General features: G+C 75.8%; 1 protein-coding gene. It reads left to right on the forward strand.

Annotated features, from left to right (window positions below; all coding sequences use genetic code 11):
• Nucleotides 1–206: 206 nt before the first annotated feature.
• Nucleotides 207–463, forward strand: a 257-nt coding sequence (locus PUR71_RS02795; protein WP_329924689.1) for a hypothetical protein, incomplete at its 3' end; no start/stop codon positions are given.

Here is a 463-nt window from a genome sequence, read left to right on the forward strand (position 1 = left end):
GAGGCGGGGGCCAACCCCGGAACCCAAAAAAAAAATAGGCGCCCCCCCCACCGCAACACCCAGCGCCCACCACCGCGTAAAACCCCCCCCCCCCCCCCCCCGCCCCCCCCCCCCCACCCCGCGAGCCCCCGCGGGATCACCAACTCCCCCCGCTCACGGGCCGTCACCATCGCGGCCCTCTCCTTCGTCGGCACGCTCCTCGTCGCATGCCTCGTCCACACCGCGCCGACCGTCCCCGTGCTGCCGCGGTACAGCACGCCGGCCGCCAGGCACAACCCCGTCCCCCTGCCCTCCGGCCAACCCGTGGCCTCGCTCCTCGCCAGCGCCAACGCCGCCAGGCCGCCCGCGCCCACACCCCCACCGACCGCACCCGCCGCTTCCGCCGCTGGTGCACGCTCACCGCGATCAGCGCGATCGCCGGCTACTCCACCGGCCTCGTGCAGATGATCGCCCCCGGCGGACC

It is taken from the genome of Streptomyces sp. SP17BM10, from assembly GCF_036322405.1.
In the GTDB taxonomy this organism is placed as follows: Bacteria; Actinomycetota; Actinomycetes; order Streptomycetales; family Streptomycetaceae; genus Kitasatospora.